This window comes from Actinoallomurus acaciae (genome assembly GCF_042429965.1).
GTDB classification, from domain to species: Bacteria; Actinomycetota; Actinomycetes; order Streptosporangiales; family Streptosporangiaceae; genus Actinoallomurus; species Actinoallomurus acaciae.
Window position 1 is genome coordinate 1 of the sequence record NZ_JBHLZP010000651.1, and the last position, 4,004, is coordinate 4,004.

6 protein-coding genes are annotated in these 4,004 nt (G+C 71.2%); 4 read left to right on the top strand and 2 right to left on the bottom strand.

The genetic code is table 11. The features are described 5' to 3' along the window. The 3 genes from ACFFNX_RS44185 to ACFFNX_RS44195 form a co-directional block, all read left to right on the top strand. The coding region (locus ACFFNX_RS44185) for a phosphodiester glycosidase family protein (RefSeq protein WP_378212245.1) at positions 1-562 on the top strand (562 nt) is incomplete at its 5' end. A 159-nt stretch (positions 563-721) separates the two neighbouring features. After that, on the top strand, positions 722-1,057 hold the full coding sequence (locus ACFFNX_RS44190) for a PadR family transcriptional regulator (RefSeq protein WP_378212246.1): 336 nt from the start codon (positions 722-724) through the stop codon (positions 1,055-1,057). Continuing rightward, positions 1,057-2,001 (top strand): HAAS signaling domain-containing protein, encoded by a 945-nt coding sequence (locus ACFFNX_RS44195; RefSeq protein WP_378212247.1) that lies wholly within the window; start codon positions 1,057-1,059, stop codon positions 1,999-2,001. The genes ACFFNX_RS44190 and ACFFNX_RS44195 overlap by 1 nt, the downstream gene beginning before the upstream one ends. Positions 2,002-2,011: 10 nt before the next feature. On the opposite strand, the gene ACFFNX_RS44200 is transcribed toward ACFFNX_RS44195, so the two are convergent. Beyond that, positions 2,012-3,061, bottom strand: a complete 1,050-nt coding sequence (locus ACFFNX_RS44200) for a DNA polymerase domain-containing protein (protein WP_378212248.1) — start codon at positions 3,059-3,061, stop codon at positions 2,012-2,014. Positions 3,062-3,143: 82 nt separating this feature from the next. On the opposite strand from ACFFNX_RS44200, the gene msrB reads away from it, so the two are divergent. Further along, the gene (gene msrB, locus ACFFNX_RS44205) at positions 3,144-3,545 is read left to right on the top strand and encodes a peptide-methionine (R)-S-oxide reductase MsrB (RefSeq protein ID WP_378212249.1); all 402 of its coding nucleotides are present in this window, start codon (positions 3,144-3,146) and stop codon (positions 3,543-3,545) included. A 67-nt stretch (positions 3,546-3,612) separates the two neighbouring features. Here the strand turns inward: msrB and ACFFNX_RS44210 are convergent. Further along, a partial coding sequence (locus ACFFNX_RS44210; protein WP_378212250.1) for a hypothetical protein occupies positions 3,613-4,004 on the bottom strand: 392 nt, incomplete at its 5' end.

The window sequence follows — 4,004 nt, forward strand, 5'->3', positions numbered from 1 at the left end:
CCACGGCCGGGTGGTCGGCGCGGGCACCTTCGGCGGCCCGGTCCCGGCCGGTGGCAGGGTCCTCCAGGGCATCGGGACGGCCGCGACGTGGCTGGGGGCCCACGCCGTCGTGGGACGGCGGCTGACCATCGACGAGCGGGTCCGCGACTCCGCGGGCCGGACGGTCCCGCTGACCGGCGGGACCGGCATCGTGAGCGCCGGGCCGATTCTGCTGCGTGACGGCAAGGTGGCCATCGACGCGGCCACGGAAGGGGTCATCGACCCGGCGGACCTCTCCTTCGGCTACGCCTGGGCCGAACAGCGCCAGCCCCGGACCCTCGCGGGCACGGACGCCCGGGGACGGCTCATCCTCGTCACCGTCGATGGCCGCCAGCCGGGCGTCAGCGAAGGCGCGACCCTCGAAGAGGCCGCCCGGCTGATGCGCGGACTCGGCGCGATCAACGCCCTGAACCTCGACGGCGGAGGCTCGACGGCGATGGCGGTCGACGGCAACGTGGTCAACAAGACGTCCGACGCGACCGGCGAACGCCCCGTCGGCGACACGGTGCAGGTCATCCCCTAACGGCGGGCGGTCCCTGGCCCGGGAAGGCCCCGAGCGCTTCGGCGCCCGGGGTCTTTCACGTTCCCGCGCCGGTCACCGGCCTTCGGGCGGCCCGGCGCGTCTCCGCGAGCGAACACTCGCGCTGGACAATGGTGTGTGCCGCACACTAAGGTGTGGTGCATGACGTTGGAGGAGCTGACCCTTGGCCAGGCGCAGGAGCTGCGCCGCGGCACGGTCGTGCTGGCCTGCCTGGCGCTGCTGGAGGAGCCGCAGTACGGCTACGCGCTGTTGGAGACGCTCAACGACGCCGGAATCCCCGTCGACGGCAACACCCTCTATCCGTTGCTGCGCCGGCTGGACAAACAGGGCCTTCTCACCAGTGAGTGGAACACCGACGAGTCGCGGCCACGCAAGTTCTACCGGGTCAGCCCCGAGGGCTCCCAGGTGCGCACCGGCCTGATCCACGAGTGGCAGAGCCTGGTCGCCTCGATCGCAGAATTGACCAAGGAGAGTTGATGACCGCCAGCTCACTGACCGAGCGCTACGTGGATGAGGTCGTCCGGTTGATCCCGGCCGGCCAGCGCGACGACATCGCCGATGAGCTACGCACGACGATCGCCGACACCGTCGAGGCGCGCGGTGCGGCCGACCCGGACGCGGCCGAACGCGAGGTGCTCACCGAGATGGGCGCCCCCGCCCGGCTCGCGGCCCGGTACGCCGACCGGCCGACGGCGCTGATCGGGCCCGACCTCTTCCCCGCCTACAAACGCCTGCTGGTGGGGTTGTTGTCCACCGTGCTTCCGCTGGTCGCCGTGGCGCTCCTGCTGCTCGATGTCGCGGGTGGCAAGGGCATCGGCCCGGCGCTCGGCAGCGCCGTCACGATGGTGCTGACCGTCGGGCCGCAGATGATCGCCTGGGTCACCGTGGTGTTCGCCCTGGTCGAGCGGTCTCAGCGCCGCCGCGACGCGACGGCGAACACCGACGTCTGGACTCCTGACGACCTGCCGGAGCCCGTCCAGAAGGAGAGGCGTGGTTTCGCCGCCGTCGCCTCGGCGGTGTGGCACACACTGCTGCTCGTGCTGATCATCTGGCAGCACGTCGCCAGGCCCTACCACCTCGACGGCCACCGGGCGCAGGTGATCGACCCGAATCTGTGGTCGGGCTGGATCTGGCCGATCCTCATCGGTCTGGCGGGCCTCGTGGTCTTCAGCCTCATCCAGGTCGCCGTGCGCGACTGGACCATCCCCCTCGCCGCCGGTAACGCCCTCGCCGAGGCGGTGTTCGCGCTGCCTCTGGCCTACGTCCTGTACCGCCACCTGCTCTTCGACCCGCACGTCCTGGCGGACTTCAACGGGCCGGACTGGAAGACCCCGGACGCCTTCTACAACGTCGTGGCCCTCGGTGTGCTCGCCGTGAGCGCGAGCGAAGTGGTCAAGCGCTTCCGCGAGGCCCGCGGCTGAACCGGGCGGGCTATGGCTTGCGGGCCTTGCTGGGCTGGACGCGCTTGGGCTCGCCCTCCATCTTCGGGTAGTTCGGCGGGTAGGGCATGTCGCCGAGGCCCCGGTCGCGCTCGTCGCGGTCGGCCCACTCCAGCAGGGGATCGAGGGAGAACGCGGCGTCGTCGATGGCGGCGTGCGGGTCGCCGACCCTGGCGAAGCGCTCCGGCATGGTCGCGATGGTGAAGTCGTCGGTGTCCACGTCGGGCAATTCGCCCCACGTCACCGGCGCGGAGACCGGGGCGTGCGGCTTCGGGCGGACGCTGTAGGCCGAGGCGATCGTCCGGTCGCGGGCGTTCTGGTTGAAGTCGATGAAGACCTTCTCGCCGCGCTCTTCCTTCCACCAGTTGGTGGTGACGAGGTCGGGCATCCGCCGCTCCACCTCGCGGGCGAACGCCAGTGCGCAGCGGCGTACCTCGGTGAAGGTCCAGCGCGGCTCGACGCGCACATAGATGTGGACGCCGCGGCTGCCGGAGGTCTTGGGGTAGCCGGTGTAGCCGAGCTCGGCGAGCATCTCGCGCACCGGGCCGAGGGCGATCTTCCTCGCGTCGTCGAAGTCGGTGCCGGGCTGCGGGTCCAGGTCGATGCGCAGCTCGTCGGGGTGGTCGACGTCGGCGCGGCGTACGGGCCAGGGGTGGAAGGTCACGGTGCCGAGGTTGGCCGCCCAGGCGACGTCCGCGAGGTGCGCCGGGCTCAGCTCGTCGGCGTACCGCCCGCTGGGGAAGGCGATCCGCGCGGTCTCGATCCACTCCGGGACGTTCTTGGGTATGCGCTTCTGGTAGAAGGCGTCGCCCCGGTTGTCCGCCCGGGTGGACAGCTTGGCGCCCTCGAAGACCCCGCCGGGCCAGCGCTCCAGGGTGGTCGGCCGCTCCCGCAGCGCCCGGAGGATGCCCTCGCCCACGGACAGGTAATAGTTGACCAGGTCGAGCTTGGTCTCTCCCCGGGCCGGGAAGTACACCTTGTCCGGGTTGGTGACCTTGACGACGCGGTCGCCGACCTGCACCTCAACGAATGGTGACGCCATACGCGCACGTTACCCGCCGGCACCGACATTCGAGCAGGCCCCGCCGTGGAATGACGCCTTGCCGACGATCGTTGTTCACGGTGTGACAGCGATACGCAAGAGCGACGAGGAATGGAAGGTCCAGCTTTCGCCCGAGGAGTTCCACGTCCTCCGCGAGGCCGGCACCGAGGCCCCGTGGACCGGTGAGTACGTCTCCACCAAGACGGTGGGCGTCTACCACTGCCGGGCCTGCGGCGCCGAGGTGTTCCGCTCGGAGACCAAGTTCGACTCCCACTGCGGCTGGCCGAGCTTCTACCAGCCGACCGAGTCCGACGCGGTCACGCTCATCGAGGACCGGAGCCTCGGCATGATCCGCACGGAGGTGCGCTGCGCGAACTGCGACTCGCACCTCGGCCACGTGTTCGAGGGCGAGGGCTACCCCACGCCCACGGACCAGAGGTACTGCATCAACAGCGTCTCCTTGACCCTCGCCCCGGCCGAGTAAGGCCGCGCGAGGACGCTTCCGGCCCGGCGTCGACCGGGCCGGCGGCGATTCGCCGGACGACGCCTCCTCAGGGCACGCGGCCGAGGCGGCAGTCGTCCCGATCGTCCATCTTGTTGGCCAGGACGGGGTATCCGGCCGCCCGGTCGGCGTGCACGAACACCGCCGGGAGATGGTCGTGGCCCTCGGCGTACGCCGCGGCGATCTCGCAGAGGGCGATGGCCGTACGGGAGTTCGCGTCGGAGGCGGGCAGGTCCGTGTAGACGCGCAGCATGGGGCCGGTCCAGATCACCTCGATGACGTGCGCGGCGCGGGCCGGGTCCTTCTGCTCGTAGTACGCCAGCGCCGCCTGGTCGCCGGGCCGGGCCGGGCTCTCGGGGCGCGACCGCGCGACGGGCACCTGGGCGGACCGGCCGCCGAGAACGTTCACCTCGGCGGCCTTCGGCGCGGCATCCGGTCGCC

Coding starts and splice junctions, on each gene's coding strand:
- ACFFNX_RS44195 (WP_378212247.1), top strand. CDS start 1,057: ATGACCGCCAGCTCACTGACCGAGCGCTACGTGGATGAGGTCGTCCGG.
- ACFFNX_RS44190 (WP_378212246.1), top strand. CDS start 722: ATGACGTTGGAGGAGCTGACCCTTGGCCAGGCGCAGGAGCTGCGCCGC.
- ACFFNX_RS44200 (WP_378212248.1), bottom strand. CDS start 3,061: ATGGCGTCACCATTCGTTGAGGTGCAGGTCGGCGACCGCGTCGTCAAG.